Source organism: Jeotgalibaca sp. A122 (genome assembly GCF_052266715.1).
Lineage (GTDB): Bacteria > Bacillota > Bacilli > Lactobacillales > Aerococcaceae > Jeotgalibaca.
This window is the reverse complement of the sequence record NZ_JBQPRB010000002.1, coordinates 107290-124509: the sequence shown is the minus strand read 5'-3', so window position 1 is coordinate 124509 and position 17220 is coordinate 107290. Positions and strand designations below refer to the sequence as shown.

General features: G+C 38.2%; 17 protein-coding genes. 3 read left to right on the top strand and 14 right to left on the bottom strand.

Translation table 11 applies throughout. From position 1 onward, the window contains the following. Nucleotides 1-8: 8 nt before the first annotated feature. Both ACTU7M_RS03255 and ACTU7M_RS03250 read left to right on the top strand, forming a co-directional pair. Nucleotides 9-353: a PadR family transcriptional regulator gene (locus tag ACTU7M_RS03255; RefSeq protein ID WP_443472941.1), complete on the top strand. Its 345-nt coding sequence runs from the start codon at nt 9-11 to the stop codon at nt 351-353. Continuing rightward, nucleotides 350-1330 carry a permease prefix domain 1-containing protein gene (locus tag ACTU7M_RS03250; RefSeq protein ID WP_443472940.1) on the top strand — a complete coding sequence of 327 codons (981 nt, stop codon included), beginning with the start codon at nt 350-352 and terminating at the stop codon, nt 1328-1330. The genes ACTU7M_RS03255 and ACTU7M_RS03250 overlap by 4 nt, the downstream gene beginning before the upstream one ends. 91 nt (nt 1331-1421) lie before the next feature. On the opposite strand, the gene ACTU7M_RS03245 is transcribed toward ACTU7M_RS03250, so the two are convergent. The 13 genes from ACTU7M_RS03245 to ACTU7M_RS03185 all read right to left on the bottom strand — a co-directional run bounded on the left by ACTU7M_RS03245 (nt 1422) and on the right by ACTU7M_RS03185 (nt 13832). Then, nucleotides 1422-2243 (bottom strand): ZIP family metal transporter, encoded by an 822-nt coding sequence (locus ACTU7M_RS03245; protein ID WP_443472939.1) that lies wholly within the window; start codon nt 2241-2243, stop codon nt 1422-1424. A gap of 21 nt (nt 2244-2264) precedes the next feature. Further along, nucleotides 2265-3395: a DNA polymerase IV gene (gene dinB / locus ACTU7M_RS03240; protein ID WP_443472938.1), complete on the bottom strand. Its 1131-nt coding sequence runs from the start codon at nt 3393-3395 to the stop codon at nt 2265-2267. Between the two features lie 12 nt (nt 3396-3407). Continuing rightward, a complete protein-coding gene (locus ACTU7M_RS03235; protein WP_443472937.1) occupies nt 3408-4064 on the bottom strand; it encodes a metal-dependent transcriptional regulator in 657 nt (218 codons plus the stop codon). A 431-nt stretch (nt 4065-4495) separates the two neighbouring features. Beyond that, nucleotides 4496-7099: a bifunctional acetaldehyde-CoA/alcohol dehydrogenase gene (gene adhE / locus ACTU7M_RS03230; RefSeq protein WP_443472936.1), complete on the bottom strand. Its 2604-nt coding sequence runs from the start codon at nt 7097-7099 to the stop codon at nt 4496-4498. Nucleotides 7100-7392: 293 nt separating this feature from the next. Beyond that, the gene (locus ACTU7M_RS03225) at nt 7393-7674 is read right to left on the bottom strand and encodes a post-transcriptional regulator (protein ID WP_443472935.1); all 282 of its coding nucleotides are present in this window, start codon (nt 7672-7674) and stop codon (nt 7393-7395) included. A gap of 34 nt (nt 7675-7708) precedes the next feature. After that, nucleotides 7709-8032 carry a preprotein translocase subunit YajC gene (yajC, locus tag ACTU7M_RS03220; protein ID WP_443472934.1) on the bottom strand — a complete coding sequence of 108 codons (324 nt, stop codon included), beginning with the start codon at nt 8030-8032 and terminating at the stop codon, nt 7709-7711. 62 nt (nt 8033-8094) lie between these two features. Next, nucleotides 8095-9240 carry a tRNA guanosine(34) transglycosylase Tgt gene (tgt, locus tag ACTU7M_RS03215; RefSeq protein ID WP_443472933.1) on the bottom strand — a complete coding sequence of 382 codons (1146 nt, stop codon included), beginning with the start codon at nt 9238-9240 and terminating at the stop codon, nt 8095-8097. 112 nt (nt 9241-9352) lie between these two features. Further along, nucleotides 9353-10117 carry a sugar phosphate isomerase/epimerase family protein gene (locus ACTU7M_RS03210; RefSeq protein ID WP_443472932.1) on the bottom strand — a complete coding sequence of 255 codons (765 nt, stop codon included), beginning with the start codon at nt 10115-10117 and terminating at the stop codon, nt 9353-9355. 15 nt (nt 10118-10132) lie between these two features. Then, complete coding sequence (locus ACTU7M_RS03205; protein ID WP_443472931.1) at nt 10133-10921, bottom strand: hypothetical protein; 789 nt, start codon at nt 10919-10921, stop codon at nt 10133-10135. Continuing rightward, nucleotides 10921-11901: a flotillin-like protein FloA gene (gene floA, locus ACTU7M_RS03200; protein ID WP_443472930.1), complete on the bottom strand. Its 981-nt coding sequence runs from the start codon at nt 11899-11901 to the stop codon at nt 10921-10923. Before floA ends, ACTU7M_RS03205 begins: the two co-directional genes overlap by 1 nt. A 4-nt stretch (nt 11902-11905) precedes the next feature. Continuing rightward, entirely contained in the window at nt 11906-12505 is a 600-nt protein-coding gene (locus tag ACTU7M_RS03195; RefSeq protein ID WP_443472929.1) for an NfeD family protein, read from the bottom strand. A gap of 151 nt (nt 12506-12656) precedes the next feature. Then, a complete protein-coding gene (locus tag ACTU7M_RS03190; RefSeq protein WP_443472928.1) occupies nt 12657-12998 on the bottom strand; it encodes a metal-sulfur cluster assembly factor in 342 nt (113 codons plus the stop codon). A 72-nt stretch (nt 12999-13070) separates the two neighbouring features. Beyond that, nucleotides 13071-13832 carry a prolyl oligopeptidase family serine peptidase gene (locus ACTU7M_RS03185; protein WP_443472927.1) on the bottom strand — a complete coding sequence of 254 codons (762 nt, stop codon included), beginning with the start codon at nt 13830-13832 and terminating at the stop codon, nt 13071-13073. 103 nt (nt 13833-13935) lie between these two features. On the opposite strand from ACTU7M_RS03185, the gene ACTU7M_RS03180 reads away from it, so the two are divergent. Continuing rightward, complete coding sequence (locus ACTU7M_RS03180) at nt 13936-14739, top strand: Cof-type HAD-IIB family hydrolase (RefSeq protein WP_443472926.1); 804 nt, start codon at nt 13936-13938, stop codon at nt 14737-14739. 54 nt (nt 14740-14793) lie between these two features. On the opposite strand, the gene ACTU7M_RS03175 is transcribed toward ACTU7M_RS03180, so the two are convergent. Further along, a complete protein-coding gene (locus ACTU7M_RS03175; RefSeq protein WP_443473131.1) occupies nt 14794-17199 on the bottom strand; it encodes a glycogen/starch/alpha-glucan phosphorylase in 2406 nt (801 codons plus the stop codon). Between the last annotated feature and the right edge of the window lie 21 nt (nt 17200-17220).

The following is a 17220-nucleotide window of genomic DNA, read 5'->3' as shown; positions in this document are numbered from 1 at the left end:
GTGATAAGATGGTTACAAGTGATGTTATGAGAGGTTTTAACGATTTAATTATTCTTTCTCTCCTGTCCAACAAGGATTCGTATGGTTATCAAATTTCAAGTACCATTAAAGAACTGACAAATGGCAAATATTCCATGAAAGAAACAACCCTCTATTCTGCATTTGCCCGCTTGGAAAAAAAAGAGTTCATTCGGGCCTACTCTTCAAATGAAACTTTTGGGAAACCTAGAACCTACTACACAATCACGCCATTGGGAAAAGCGATATTAGCTGAAAAAAAAATTGAATGGAAAGAAGTTACGGCAATTGTTAACCATTTCATAGATTTATCATATGAGGAGGAACTTACATGAATATGATTCACAGTTACGTCGATTCTGTTTTCGAAAAATTACCCAAAAATCAAGAAATGAATCGCTTGAAGGCAGAAATGCTGGCAAGTATGGAAGAAAAGTACCGCGATTTGATTGAGCAAGGAACAACTGAGAATGAAGCAATCGGCACCGTCTTGGCTGAATTTGGGAATATCGACGAAATAATTGAAGCATATAACCTGGAAATAGATGAACAGGAATATGATCCAGATGTGATTGTCATGTCCAGAAGTGAAGTCGATAATTATCTTTTCCATAGACAGAAGTTTTCACTGGCAATGGCAACAGGTGTTTTTCTTTGTATTATTTCTGTGGCCTTTCTTTTTCTATCTATGGTCATCGGTTCTTTATTAAATAGAGGTGCATCCAATGATGTGTTTGCTTTGGTGGGTACCGTCCTCATGCTCTTGACAATAGCAATGGGGATAGGATTATTCATCATTTTTGGAATGCAGGAATCCAGCTATCCGTTCGATAAAAAAATATTACGATTGGATCCTGCAACATATGCTGAAGTAAAAGCACAATATGAAATATTTAAACAAAAACTCAGCTATGCTATAGCAGCTGGTGTTATCTCCTGTATATTAGGACCGGTATTTTTGTTATTATCCATTGTATTCTTGGGTGAAGATAATATGATCAGCATCGTATTCCTGATGAGCTTCATAGCAGTGGGGGTATTCTTGTTCGTCTATTATGGTATTCAGAATGATACATTCGAAAAATTGTTAACCATGGGTTCGCATACCCGTGCTCAAGTTATTTCAAATAAATATAGCGAGCGAATTTCCGCAGTGATATTTCCATTAGCCACTCTATTCTATCTTTATCAAGGCTTTGTCAACGGAGCTTGGGGTACAGCCTGGATTGTTTTTCCAATTGTGGGTATTGGTTTTGGAATATTAACAACTGTAATCACTGGCATCGCTAATTTGACTGACAAAAAGAAGTAAAAAATAGAGGGTAGCCATTTGGGCTTCCCTCTATTTTTCATATACGAGACAATTTTTAAGAACTTCGGAACAAGACACTTAGCACCACTCGTTATCCTAACGCTACGTCTAAAATCATCATGATTGTAAAACCTACCATTAATCCCATGGTCGCAATATCACTGTTACCGTTTGTTTGAGACTCTGGAATTAATTCTTCAACTACAACGAATATCATGGCTCCTGCCGCAAATGCCAATGCATATGGCAGAATAGCTTGCATAGAAATAACTGCTGCTGCACCAACAACCGCTGCTACTGGTTCTACAATTGCTGACAATTGCCCAATATTAAATGATTTCCAACGGCTACTTCCGTCCGCACGAATGGGCATTGACAATGCCGAACCTTCCGGAATGTTTTGTAAGCCAATACCCAGTGCAAGTCCAATTGCACCCATTAAAGTATTACCAGAAGATAAACCATGTGCTGCAGCCCCAAAAGCAACACCAACCGCTAAACCTTCAGGAATATTGTGAATGGTAATTGCTAAAAATAATAGCAAATTTCGTGATGCGCCAGTTGATGGACCTTCTCTATTTTCAATAGGCTCTCCCAAATGTAGATGAGGAATAATCGCATCAGTGAGTCGCAAAAATACGCCCCCCAATAGAAAACCAACAGCTGCTGGAATAAAAGACCAGGTTCCATATCCGTTTTCTTCTGCATACGAAATGGAAGGTGCTAGCAAGGACCAGAATGAAGCAGCAATCATAACCCCTCCTGCAAAACCACTCATAACGTCCAGTACTTTTCTATTAACTGTTTTAAAAAAGAAAACAAAGGATGATCCGATAATTGTGCATCCCCAAGTAAAGAGGCCTGCAATGAACGATTGCAAAACAGGATTAAATCCACTAAATGTCTCTAACATAATAAACCTTCTTTCTTCAAGTTATAATTTATAATCATCCCATAATGGCAACTGAATATTACTGTAATATTGCGGTGCCAAATGCGATACAGTGATGCCCAACAACCTTATTTCTTTTTCGATTTCGCCATGCTCTTGCCACAAATCATATGCTTTCCAAAAAATATCTTGCTCGCCTTCCGTGTAAGTCGAAAAGTTTTTTTGCCGCGTAATCGTTTCAAAATCCGCGTATCTAATCTTGACCGTCACTACGCGACCGTGAACTTTGTGCTTTTCTAAACTATTGTTAACCCTTCCGGCTAATTCTCGTAAAGCTCCTATGACCTGTTCATCAGAAACCAAGAATGGTCCATAAGTATTTTCTTTCCCGACTGATTTTCTTTCCCGATTTACAGCAACTGGATTGTTGTCGATACCCCGAACTCGTCGATAAAGGCTATAACCCATTTTTCCAAATTCATCAATTAAAAATTTAGCTGGCAAATCATAGAGATTTTTTCCAGTCTTGATTTCAAGTTGCTCCAGTCTTTCTGCGGTCTTTTGTCCTACACCATAGAATTTCCCAATGGGGAGTTCCCACAAGAACGCTTGCGCTTCTTCAGGGGTTATAACTGTTAGCCCAGCTGGTTTTTTAAAATCCGAGGCAATTTTGGCCAAGAACTTATTGTATGAAACACCCGCTGAACATGTGAGGCCTATTTCTTTCCAGACATCGCGCTGAATATTCCTGGCAATAATGGTCGCACTTCTCATATTTAATTTGTTATGGGTAACATCCAAGTAAGCCTCATCAAGAGCGAGCGGTTCAATTATATCCGTGTAACGCTCATATATACTTCTAATTTTTTGAGAGACCTCCGCATAGTAATTCATGCGCGGAGAAATAAAGATAGCATGGGGGCATTTCTCTAAAGCAAGCCGCGCGCTCATAGCTGAATGAATGCCATACTTTCTTGCTTCATAATTCGCTGTCGTAACCACACCTCTTCCACCTCTAGTACGGGGATCGTGTGCAATGACAACTGGTTTATTCTTCAAAGAAGGATTATCACGAATTTCAACCGAAGCGTAGAATGCATCCATATCCACATGGATTATTTTCCTATCCGTTTGATTGGTAGGTTCTTTAAATGTGAGAATTCCATAGTCCATTTATAAACACCTTCAGTCCCGTTTCTCCTGCACCATCACTTTATGGCTCGCCTTGAATGAAACTTGAAATACTTCCCCAACTTCATCTGAGAAATGAATCGAACCTTCAAAGGGTTCTTTTTCTATTAATTGATAAGAAGTGCCCAGTTTAATCCTTTTATCAGATAGATATTTCAAGAAGTGTGTGTCATCATCTACTTCCATAATCATGAAGCGACAACCTGCTTCCATTTCATGTAGATAACACGTTTCAAGGTTTGGTACCTTCCCCTCGCGATCTGGAATCAGCCCACCATGTGGATCAACGCTTGGATATTCCAAAAACTCTTCCAAACGATCAATCAAAATATCAGAAGAGACATGTTCCAGAGCTTCTGCCATATCATGAACTTCTTCCCATCCAAAACCAAGTTTTTTGGCTAAAAATACTTCCCAAAGCCGATGTTTTCGAATCATTTGATTAGCATAGATAATTCCTTTATCGCTTAATTTGACGCCTTGGTAAGGAACATGAATGATATAGCCTTCTTTTAATAATTTAAATGACATTTCGGTAACCGATGCCGCCGAAACTGAAAGAGCTGCTCCGATTAATTTATTATTGACGAGATTTTCATCTCCCCCTAACTCCACAATCACTTTTAAGTAATCTTCTTTTTGCGGTGTCATAACCGCCCTCCTTTTTAGGCGCGCCTAAATTATATTTACATTATACCACCAAATGATTTTTATACAACTTAAAAACAACTTCAGGAATAACTCACAAGGTTGTCTTTTTTTGGTTCTTGGTTATCTGGTGTTGGTGAAGGAAATGCTCTTCGGCCCGCGTGTTTGCTTGTGTACCGCCGTGGGACCGCCCTGAGCCTGTAGTCTCCGGGCTTGCAAGCCTCAAAGGGACCGTAGACGCTGAAGCATCAACGGTCCCTCCTTTCGCATTGCATCCTGGACACGGCCACAAGCAACCCCACCGTCCTTCGGGATTTCCGAGAAGAATACTTTGCCAGCACCATAAATAATAGAACCTTGTCTTTAAAAACAATAATGGTGCTGGCGAATCATTACGATTCACCAACACCATTTATTATAGAGCCCTTTTTTTATTATTTTTTTAGTTCAGCACCATAGTATGCTGCTGTTAGAACGTCGTGCAATTCAGAAATAAGTGGTTGTTTTGGATTAGCTGTCGTACATTGGTCTTCGAACGCTAATTCTGCGATTTTATCTGCATCTCGTAGCAACCATTCTTCAGGTACTCCCTGTTCTTTGAAACTCATCTTAATTCCGACATCTTCACCTAGTTGATGAATTGCTGTCGCTAACGCTTCAACTAATTCTTCAGTCGTTTCACCTTTCAAACCGATATAGCGTGCGATTGTTGCATAATCCTCATCAGCTTGGAAGTGTTCATACTTAGCCCACATACTTAATTTGCTTGGCTCTTTAGCATTATAACGAACAACATGTGGTAGCAAGATGGCATTTGTACGACCATGGATTTGATCCCAAAGTCCGCCTATTTTATGTGCGAGCGAGTGTGAAACTCCCAAGAATGCATTTGCAAAAGCCATACCAGCTATCGTAGATGCGTTATGAATTTTTTCACGCGATTCTTGATCACCGTACTCATAAGAATGACGTAAATGTTCAAAAACAAGTTTGATTGCTTGCAGACTCAATCCTTTCGTATAGTCACTTGCCAATACTGAGACATAAGATTCAATTGCATGTGTTAATACATCCATTCCTGTATCTGCTGTAACTGATTTAGGAACACTGTAAACGAATTGTGCATCAACAATTGCCACATCAGGTGTTAAAGCATAATCAGCTAATGGGTATTTGATGTGTGTTTTGCTATCTGTAATAACCGCAAATGGCGTTACTTCTGAACCAGTACCGGAAGTTGTTGGAATACATACTAATTTAGCTTTAGTCATTGGTTCAATTTTATATGTACGTTTACGAACATCAAGATATTTTTGTTTTGCTCCAAAGAAACTACTTTCTGGATGTTCATAGAATAACCACATTGCTTTAGCAGCATCCATTGGGGAACCACCACCGATTGCAATAATCGTATCTGGCTCAAAGTCTGCCATTTTTTCCGTTCCGCGTTGTACAGTATCAGTCGATGGGTTTGGTTCCACATCAGAGAAAATAGTATACACAACTTTGTTGTTACGTTGTTTCAATTGTTCCAACACCGTGTCAACATATCCAAGTTTCATCATACCGTCATCACAAACAATGAATACACGTTCAATGTCACGCATATCACGTAAGTAACGGATAGAATTTTCTTCAAAGTAGATACGATCTGGAACTTTAATCCATTGCATATTATTTCTCCTTTTAGCAATTGTTTTAATGTTTAGCAAGTCGAAAGATGACACATTTCCAGAAACTGAGTTGTGTCCGTATGATCCACATCCAAGCGTTAACGAAGGGATGTTATGGTTATACAGACCGCCAATGCCCCCTTGAGCAGATGGTGAATTAACCAAAATACGACAAGCTTTCATTTCTTTTCCATAATTTTCTACCAAATCATTACGTCTGGTATGAATAGCTGCTGAATGGCCTAAGCCATCAAGGTCCAGCATTTGCTTAGCTAACTGGAAGCCATGTTCTGTTGTGTCCGATTTAAGCATTGCTAAAACAGGAGAAAGTTTTTCGCGAGATAATGGATAATCTGCTCCAACACCATCTATTTCGGCTATCAACATTTTAGTATCGGCTGGAACAGTAATTCCCGCTAATTCTGCTATTTTTGTAGCTGCCATCCCAACAACATGACCGTTTACACCGCTCATATCTTCGCGCATCATTGCGTTTTCAAGCTTAGAAAGCTCTTGTTTCTTTACAAAATAGACATGTCGTTTTTTGAATTCGGCTTTTACTTCTTCATATATTTCTTTATCAACAATCACTGCTTGTTCAGAAGCGCAAATCATACCGTTATCAAATGTTTTTGAGACAACTAAATCATTAACTGCTTTCTTGATGTTAGCAGTTTTTTCCAAGTAAGCTGGAACATTTCCTGGTCCAACACCAAGTGCGGGTTTACCAGTTGAATAGGCTGCTTTTACCATTGCAGATCCCCCGGTTGCCAATACGCACGCTATGTCAGGGTGATGTAACAAAGCAGCTGTTTTATCCATTGAAACTCCTTCTACCCATTGGATACACCCTTCTGGAGCACCAGCTTTCAATGCAGCTTCATATAAAATTTCTGCAGTACGTGTCGAGCATTTTTCTGCACTTGGATGGAAAGAAAAAATAATCGGATTTCTTGTTTTCATACTGATCAATGATTTGAAAATTGTCGTTGAAGTAGGATTTGTCGTTGGTACAATTCCTGCAATAACGCCTAAAGGTGCAGCAATTCTGATTAATTGATCCACATCATTATTTTCGATAATTCCTACTGTTTTATTTTTTTTAATTGCATGCCAAATATTTTCAGATGCATATATATTTTTCATGCATTTATCTTCATAAACTCCACGGCCTGTTTCTTCAACAGCCATTTTTGCTAATTCCATATGATGGTCCAATGCTGCGATTGCCATTTGATGGACAATATGATCCACTTGTTCTTGATCGAAATTTTCCATTATTGCTAAAGCTTCTTTACCTTTTGCTGCCAGGATAGCAATTGCTTCTTCTGCAGTTTGAATTCTTTCTTCAACTTCTGTAGCCATAATAATCTCCCCTAATCGCTTGATAATCATTTCACAAGTAAATTGTACAACACCCACCATAGCAAGTAAATGCTTTATTGTGATTTTAATCACATGTTTAATTGAAAAGCATTTGAACGCGTTTTCATTTGAATGACAACAACATTCCTAAGTGGTTTTATATTGTGAATTACTATACAAATTGTGCACATATAGTTCAAGTCTTATTTTTTACCTCTTATTTCACTTAAAAATGCCGGTAATTCAAAAAGAAGCGATTAAGGCATTAACCCTAACCGCTTCTTATTTATTTTTTATAAAAACTCATCAAAATTAATATCATCCAAAGATGAGACCTTATAAACCTGTGCTTCTAGTGACTTAAAGTCAAAATATTGATTCACGGTGAATTTCATGATATCGAATACACGTTGGTAGTAGTGTTGTGGCACGTAGTGCTTCCACACAAAATTCTTGAAACAAAGATAAACATCTCTGGCTTCAATATTTGGATAACCTTCTACAGAAAATTCAGATACCTTACGTTCAAACCATGGAAGCAACTCCTCATAAAAATCTTTCGATTCTTCAGCCATCCACTTTCACTCCATCACGTTGCCTAAAAACTATTTATTCCGAGATATCCTCAGTGTTTTCATCTAGAACAACAGTCGGTTCTGCAGCTGTTGGTGCAGATTTTTTGATACGGGCAATTGCTCTTTTCTCAAAAGTTAAGAAAATACCTTCGCAATCAAGTGTTACCGTGTTTTCCGCAGTATTTACTTCCTCAATCGTACCATGCAAGCCACCAATAGTGACAACTTGGTCGCCATGTTTCATTTGGCTCAACATATCTTGTGTTTTCTTAGCTTGTTTCTTTTGAGGGCGAATCATCAAGAAATACATAACACCAAATAATAAAGCATAAAAAGCTATCATTACAATTGTATCCATTATTAAAATTCCTCCACTAGTTAGTCATTTTTATCATCGTATTTAAATGATACCATAACATTTTAAAACAGTTTAGCATTTTCTTTGTTGAAGCCATACTCTTCGACGAATGCTTCACGAAACTCCAACAAATTATCATCCATGATTGCTTGTCTGACATTATTCATCAAATTATGCAGGAAATGCAGGTTGTGATACGTTGTCAAACGCAATCCAAAAATTTCGTCAGCTTTGAATAAATGTCGAATATAGGCACGTGTATAATTTTTACATGTATAGCAGTCACATTTTTCATCTAGCGGACGGAAGTCCCGTTCATATTTAGCATTTTTTACAACCAGACGACCTTGACTTGTCATGCATGTACCATTGCGGGCAATTCTTGTCGGTAGAACACAGTCAAACATATCGATACCACGAATGACGCCGTCAATCAATGAATCCGGTGCGCCGACCCCCATCAAATAACGCGGCTTGTTAGAAGGGATAACTGGCGTTAGATAATCAAGAACTGCATTCATTTCTTGCTTCGTTTCCCCAACAGACAATCCCCCGATTGAATAGCCTGGGAAGTCCATTGAAACCAAGTCGCTTGCACTCTGTAAACGTAGATCCTTAAATCCAGCACCTTGAATAATGCCGAATAGACCTTGTTTATCAGCTTTATTATGTGCTTTTAAACCACGCTCTGCCCAACGACTCGTTCTAGCCACAGAGTCCTTGATATAATCGTAGCTTTCACTAAAGGGTGGACATTCATCAAAACTCATGATGATATCTGCACCTAATTTATTTTGGATATCTATCGCTTTTTCTGGAGAAAGGAACATTTTTGATCCATTTAAATGGTTACGGAAATGAACACCTTCTTCTGTAATTTTACGATTTTCAGCTAATGAGAATACTTGGAAGCCTCCGGAATCCGTTAAAATACCCCGATCCCAATTCATAAATTTATGTAAGCCGCCTGCTTCCTCAACAAGTTCAGCCCCTGGGCGTAACCACAAATGATAAGTATTACTCAAAATAATTTGCGAGCCCATTTCTTTTAATTCTTCTGGTGCCATGGTTTTAACGGTAGCTAATGTACCGACTGGCATAAACATAGGTGTCTGAAATGTTCCATGAGGTGTTGTAATTTCACCTAAACGCGCACCTGTATGCTTTTCTTCTTTTATCAAACGATACTTGATTGCTGGTTCTGTCAATTTCTTTATTCCTTTCCGATTAAAACTTGTCGCTCTCAAGTATATCACATAACAAGATGCGATTAAAATTAAAAAGAACTCAGACAAAAATGCCTGAGCCGATTATAATTATTTACTGTGTTATTAAATTAAATTGTTGCTTCAAGATAGCCATTGCCTCATCTGTAGAACCACATGGGTACTCAATTGCTGCAATAACTCTCTCTTCTTCATCAATTGCCTTCATTACTTCCTTAATTGGAATATCACCATTTTGGAATAGTGTCATCTCTACATTATTCTCTTTGGTTCTTGTGACATTTTTAATGTGAATGTAATTAACGTATTTATTTAGTTTTGAAGCCGCAGTTAGTGGTTCTTCGTCTATGTATACAAAATTACCTGTATCGAATGTTAGGCCAAAGTTTAAACCATTTGCCAATGCGCTCTCCATAAATGTTTGCAACGCTTGGATACTACCATTTTCGATGGACTGATCATTCTCAATACTCACGCGGACATCGGGGAATTTGTCAAATATCTCCTTCAATTCCGAAACCAACTCTGGATTAAAACCCCTGTAATCGCCAATTGTTAATTTTATCTGAATGGCACCTAACTCTTTTGCTTCCTTCAAGAACGAAGTTAACTCCTTGTTAACTTTCCCTTCAAAAAATAAAGTTGACGGAATAGAGTACAAAAGCGCTAATCCTAGTTTCGAAGCTTCTTTATTAGTTTTTAGTAGCTCAACCTCGAAATCTCGGATAAACTCTCTCCGAACTTCAATAAATGGAACACCGATTTTCGCTAATTCTGAAAAATATTCCCATTGTTGTTTTGAGCTATTAGTCAATTCATCGTTAAAAACGAGTGTATTGACGCCTGTTAAACGAATCATGCCATTCCTCCTGGATTAATATTCTGGCTTTTCTAAAATGACTGTGGCAATAACAGCATCTCTTAACCATTTTTTATCTAACTTTTTTCCCTTAGTGCCCGATGTAGTGTTTCTAGAGGTCGAAATTGATTGCCATGTCTCAACCGATGATTTTGGTACTTCGTTTAACAAACTACCAAAATAGGCCGCATAACCATCATACTCGTTTATCACAGCATCAATTTCTTGGCTAAGTACAACAGCATCCTTATCTAAATCAGATGTTTCATCATAAAACGGCTGTTCCTCCTCTAGATAGGGTGAAGCTATAGACTGTTCATCTTTTTGAGTTTGAAACAGTTCCCCTTTTTTAATATCAGGGGTTTTTATTTTCCTTGGTAAGGATTGCAGAACCGGCCAAACATCTTTGCGACGAAGAAATTTCATTAATTCCATCATTGGCCTCTGCGACTTGAATATTGCTTTTATCTCTTCTTCATATGAATCAGGCAAATTATCCCTTAATAACTGATAGAGTTCTTGAGGATTGTCACTCAATAATTCTTGCCATGATTTGTTTCGCGTTTGGGTTTGTGATTGGTTCGTTCTTCTACTTTGACTTCTTGAATAAGTTTGAGCACTGTCCACACTTACTTGTCTAACAGTTTTTGTGATGGGTGCTTTATCCCATTGGTTACGTTTGGTAGTTTGTCGCGTATCCTTGCGGGCACTACGAATTAAGTTTCGAATAAAAGTCACCCAAATAACTAGTACAAACGCAAATATCAAGAGATTAAACAAATAGGAAATCATGATAGCAGTCATTATGTATCACTTCTATCTTTATTGTTGGATAGTGAGTTTCTCATTTCTGTATCGGCACTAATGTTTTTCATACGGTAATAATCCATTACCCCGAGGTTGCCATTCCGCAAAGCTTCTGCTAGAGCCAATGGAACTTGTGCTTCAGCTTCTACTACTTTTGCTCGTTGTCTTTGAACTTCGGCAATCATTTCTTGCTCTTCAGCAACAGCTAGAGAACGTTTTTCCTCGGCTTTTGCTTGCGCTACCCGTTTGTCGGCCTCAGCTTGTTCGGCTTGTAGTTTCGCACCGACGTTACGTCCGACGTCAACGTCCGCGATATCGATGGATAGAATTTCAAAAGCGGTACCAGAGTCTAGGCCTTTTCGTAAAATCGTTTGGGAAATTGAATCCGGATTTTCTAATACTTTAGAGTGAGTTATGGCAGAACCAACGGTAGTTACGATTCCTTCTCCAACACGGGCGATAATGGTTTCTTCACCAGCACCACCGACTAGTCGTTCGATATTTGCTCGAACCGTTACCTTAGCCTTTGCCTTTACTTCAATACCGTTCATTGCAACCCCTGCAATAATGGGTGTTTCAATTACTTTAGGGTTAACACTAACTTGAACTGCTTCAAAAACATTACGGCCGGCTAAGTCGATTGCCGCTGCCTGTTCAAATTCCAAGTCAATATTTGCGCGTTGGGCTGCAATCAATGCATCGATAACTTGGTTGATGTCCCCACCAGCTAAATAATGGGCTTCCAACTCACCGATGTCGATATCCAAACCAGCCTTCGTTGCTTTGATCATCGGTTGAACGATCATACTTGGTGCAACCCTTCGAAGGCGCATTCCAATCAAATCAGAAATTTTTAACTTTACTCCTGAAAAGTAGGCCGTAATCCAAAGTCCTACTGGCACAAAACGGAAAAACAATGATAATACTAAAATAACCAAAACAGCAATAATTATTAAACCAATTAATCCTTCTGGCATCTTTCTACAACTCCCTCACAATGATTTTTATTCCTTCAACATGTACAACTTCTACACTTGAACCTTCTTGGATAATTTTCCCATCACTTACAACATCGAGCGTTCTTCCGTTTATTTCAACTTTGCCAGATGGTCTTAAGGTTGTAAGGGCTGTTCCTTTTTCATAAAGATACTCTTGATAATTATTTCCAGTGGAATAACCCCTATTGCCTTTTAAGGCTGAACCAAGCACTAGATTCTTTCCAGGTAAAAATCTGTATCCTTTTTTCAAAAGAACATAGGCAGTAATGACAGCAATTATAAGTGCCAATGACAAATCCATGACGCTTCCCCATAAATCGGCTCTATTTGAAAAATAACCAAAACCAATTAGGGTAACTCCGATGATTCCTATTAAGCCAAAATCGGGAATAAATACCTCTGCAATCAAAAGTAAAATTCCAAACAAAAACAGTAAAAAAGTCAGCCATGTACCACTATCAACTACCATAAAATAGCCAAAAAAGCTGATTATTGAAAGTAAACCAAATATCACCAAACGATTGGTGAATAACAGAAGGACCAAACTGACGAATCCTACAATTAAAAATATAGTTTCCAACACATTTATCACCCCCTCAAAATGCTTTTTGAACTTATGGATGATTCTAGCTTAATTTTATCGCAACTATCACAATAAAGAAAGCGACAAGATAGTTATCCTACCTTGTCGCCCCTATTAATTATTTGCTTTTGTTTCTCTATTGATAATCTATTTATCTGATACCCAATGCAATTCGCGCATAACGAGACATGCGTTCTGTTGTCCAGGCTGGATACCAAACCAATTTTAAATTTATATCTTTAACTTCAGGAACCGTTTTTAATGCCCGGTGGATTTCATCCTGAATAATATCTGCTAGTGGACATCCCATTGTCGTTAAGGTCATATTTATTTGGCAATAACCATTTTTTTCTAAGATGACTTCATATATCAAACCCAGATTTACGATATCGATACCTAATTCAGGATCAATGACTTGCTCTAAAGCTGCCAATACCCGTTCTTTGATTGCTTCTATTTCTTCATTTGAATATTCTAATGGTGATTCAGACAATTCAAATCCTCCTTCAAATCTTTAAGGGTATCTTACCAACTTTTTTATAAAATAACAATCGCATCCGAACTTTTAAACTCCAAGATAGTCGGCCATGTTGACGAATACCTCATAAGGAACTTTATGTGCATGCCCTTCATAAAATTCAAAATGTACGTTTTTTGCATAAGGCTCTTGGGCTATTGACTCCACAAATGCCTTCATCTGTTCAAAAGGAACTGTTTCATCCTCTTCGCCATGCCAAATATAAAAAGGTCTCCCAGCTATTTTTTCAGGTGCTCTTTTTAAGCTTAGTGGATTAAAAGGCGCCATTGCTTGCAAAACAACATCTTGATCCATACTTTCGAGCCCTTCAACTACTGAGCGCCACTGCGAAGTCAGTAGCCACTGGGTAAAAGAGGAAGGGTCTGGATTTCCCATTAAACAGCCGCCAGCTTTTATCCAGGGATATTTAGCGAAGGCCATGCAAGTAGCGATAGCTCCCATCGATAGTCCCGTTACTGTAACTTGATTTTTGGTCGCTAGGCCCTTTGCTACATAATAATCCACGAGAGCCGGCAGTTCTTCTACGGTCTTTAATTCGATATGCCAAAACGCCATTTCTTTTGGTCCTTGGTAAGGCTCTTCTTTTCTCTCACCATGTAAAAAGGCATCCGGAATAATGGTTCGAAAGCCACGTTGTGCTAATTCGTATCCTGCCGTTAAGCCCTGCTCCTTCTGATTGGTAACGCCATGATAAAAAATAGCGAGTGGTATTTTTTTATCAATCTGATTACTCTTTACCAATTCAATAACAGGAATGTTATTTACGATTTTTTTATCAACTATAATCATTTTACCAACCCCTTACCAAGTACCTAATACTAGATTTTTTACTATATTTAGTGTAACATTATGCAGAAATAAGCGCCAATAAACAAAGGGAGGTTCAGGACAAATGAATCAGAAATTAATAGCAATTGATTTGGACGGCACGACATTAAATAATCACTCTCAATTATCGCCTCGAACCATCTCAACATTAGACCAAATAAAAAACGAAGGCCATATTGTCATGATCGCGACAGGAAGACCTTATCGTAACAGTAAAGAATTCTATGACAAATTGGGTCTAACATCTCCTCTGGTTAATTTTAACGGAGCGCTTTGTCACTTGCCTGAGACAAAGGATTTTTACCATAAAACGTTGGATTTGGATTTAGTAACGGATTTGTTGGAACACCAAGAAGATTTAGGAATTGACTGGATCAGTGTTGAAGGCAAGCAACGTCTTTATGCTACATACAAAGAAATCCCGGTCAATGAATTCTATCCCAAAAATACACACTCCACTTTTATTTCGACCGCAACTAAATTAGATGAGAAACCCACAGCTTTAAGTTTATTCATGGATGAACATAAACAAGAAGCAATTCGCTTACGGATAATGGAAAGATATGGGGACCTCCTTTCTATCAGAACGTGGGGCGGCACGTTGCCTTGTCTTGAGATAGTTGCACCTGGAATCCAGAAAGCTGTTGGTGTCGATGAAGTCGCTCGTTTCTATGGGATTGAACGCAAAAATATCTTGGCGTTCGGCGACGAAGATAATGATATGGAAATGATTGAATACGCCGGACACGGTGTCGTCATGAGTAACGGAATCGATAAACTTAAAAACATTGCCAATGATATAACTGAATTTTCAAATCATGATGATGGCTTAGCCGTTTATCTTGAAAATTATTTTTCCCTGAACTAAAAAAGAGATTAACCAATAATTTGGTTAATCTCTTTTTGTATATTCTGCTTCAATTTAAAGCGTAACATGTTCTTCTTCCGGTTTGATTTTCCAGATTTCATCTGCATATCTCAAAATTGTATAATCCGCAGAGAAAGGTCCAGCGTTAGCGATATTCATAAGTGCACGCTTATTCCATAATTCCCGATCAAGGAAATCTTCATCCACTTGTTTATGCGCTTCGATATAACTATCAAAATCCTGTAACAAATAATACTCATCGTTATATTTAACTAAACTATCAAAAATATCTTGCCCCACATGTTCAATCCCTGGAATTGATCCGTCAATCAACATGTTCAAGATTCTATTTATCCGCGGATTTGAATCATAAAGCTGGCGTGAATTATAAGTTCTGTTTTCATTCAAAGCTTGCACTTCTTCATTCGTTAATCCAAAAATATAAATATTTTCTTTACCTACATAATCATGGATTTCGATTGTCGCACCATCCATTGTTGCCAACGTCAAAGCGCCATTGGCCATCAGCTTCATGTTGCTTGTCCCCGAAGCTTCTTTACCAGCAAGAGAAATTTGTTCACTGATATCTGCAGCTGGAATAATCAACTCGGCCAACGATACACCATAATTCTCAACAAATACCACTTTGATTAAGTCATTGATAGATTCATCATTGTTAATCATATTGGCAATTTCGTTAATTAATTTGATAATTTGTTTTGCGTAATGGTAACTTGGGGCAGCTTTTGCTCCAAAAATGAAAACGCGTTTCGGTAAATCTACACCGGGATTATCTTTAATGTAATTATAACGATCCAAAATATGCAGAACGTTTAATAATTGACGTTTGTAAGCATGCAGACGTTTGATTTGGACATCAAAAATAGCTGTAGGATCGATTTCAATACCCATTTCATTCCAAACATACTTTGCAAATTTCTTTTTGTTCTCAAGTTTTACATCATCTAAACGTTTCAAGACATTTTTGTCATTTGCATAAGCCTTAAAGACTACCAGTTCATTAGGTGATTTTTTCCACTCCGTGCCAATGACATCATCCAATAACGCTGTTAATCCTGGATTGGAAATTTGAACCCAACGTCTCATAGTAACGCCGTTGGTTTTATTATTGAATTTACTCGGATACATTAAGTAGAAATCATGTAACGTTTGATTCATCAAAATATCCGTGTGCAATTTCGCTACACCGTTAATACTATGACTCCCAATAATAGCCAAGTTTGCCATCTTAATTTGACCGTCTGCAATAATAGCTGTACGGTATGTTAGTTCTTCACCATATAAAGGAATTTTCTTTTCAATATGACGGCGGTTTATTTCTAAGATGATTTGATAAATTCTTGGTAATAATTGAGCGACCATATCAACTGGCCAACGTTCCATTGCTTCTTGGAGAACGGTATGATTGGTATAGCTGACTGTTTTTTTCGTAATTTCCCAAGCTTGGTCCCACGATAAGCCCTCTTCATCCATCAATATACGCATTAGCTCAGGTATTACTAACGTTGGGTGGGTATCGTTAATATGAATGGCAATTTTATCCGGGAAATAACTCCAGTCCAAATTTAGTTCCCTGAAATAACGTACAATACTTTGAACACCGGCAGACGAGAAAAAGTACTCTTGTTTTAGACGTAGTAATCGGCCTTCATAATTAGAATCGTCTGGATAGAGATACTCAGTGATCTGTTTGATTTGATCCCGGGCTTCATCGGTTGGATACAAGTATTCTTCTCCATATGGAATTTCCGCAGACCATAGACGCAAGTTATTTACGACGCCATTCTCATAACCTACTTGAGCCGTATCATAAGGAACAGCCAGAATATTCATCGCATTATGGTAATGCGCGCGCGTGACATTCCTATCATCGTTTTCCAAAGTGACCTGACCGCCAAAGCGAACAGTTACAGCTTTGTTCTCACGACGAACTTCCCAAACATTACCATTTCTTAACCAATTTTCAGGTAGTTCAATTTGATTACCATCGATGAATTTCTGCTTGAATAACCCATATTGATAGCGAATACCATTTCCATGACCCGCTAAACCTGTTGAAGCAATCGAGTCCATAAAGCAAGCTGCTAGTCTTCCCAACCCACCATTTCCTAATGCTGGATCCATCTCACCATCTGCCACTTCATCGAGATTTAACCCTAATTCCGACAAACCTTCTTTAACAACGTCCAGCAAACCTTGATTTAATAAATTACTTTTCAGCATCCGCCCAGGCAAGAATTCCATTGAAAAATAATAAACCTGTTTCGAACCTTTGTCTTTGTAATCTTTAACAGTTTGGCGCCAATCGGCAGAATATAAATTCTTGACCAAATAGCCTAAAGCAAGGAATTGCTCACGTTTCGAGCCTTCTTTATAATCAAATGCATACATTTCTTCAAACTTTTTTTTGAATCTTTCCTTGAATTGATTAACGTCCATTGCTTCCATGTACATCCCCCT